The 274-nt window shown below is 40.9% G+C and carries 1 protein-coding gene; it reads left to right on the plus strand.

What is annotated here, in order from left to right:
- The coding region (locus tag GHO25_RS25950; RefSeq protein ID WP_218581103.1) for a GatB/YqeY domain-containing protein at positions 1-274 on the plus strand (274 nt) is incomplete at both ends.

Here is a 274-nt window from a genome sequence, read left to right on the forward strand (position 1 = left end):
TAATAAAGCTAAAAGATGCGCAAAAAGATGCGATGCGAGCGAAAGACAAATCTCGTCTTAACCCAATTCGTATGGTGCTTGCTGCAATCAAGCAGCGTGAAATTGACGAGCAAATAACACTTGATGATGACGGTATTACCGCAGTATTAGTGAAGCTTGTTAAACAACGCCGTGATTCTTACACTCAGTATACTGATGCTGGCCGTGAAGATTTAGCCGAAATTGAAGCCAATGAGATTACAGCTCTTGAAGAATTCTTACCTCAACAATTGAG

This window comes from Pseudomonas sp. FSL R10-1350 (assembly GCF_009600525.1).
GTDB lineage: Bacteria > Pseudomonadota > Gammaproteobacteria > Pseudomonadales > Pseudomonadaceae > Aquipseudomonas > Aquipseudomonas helleri.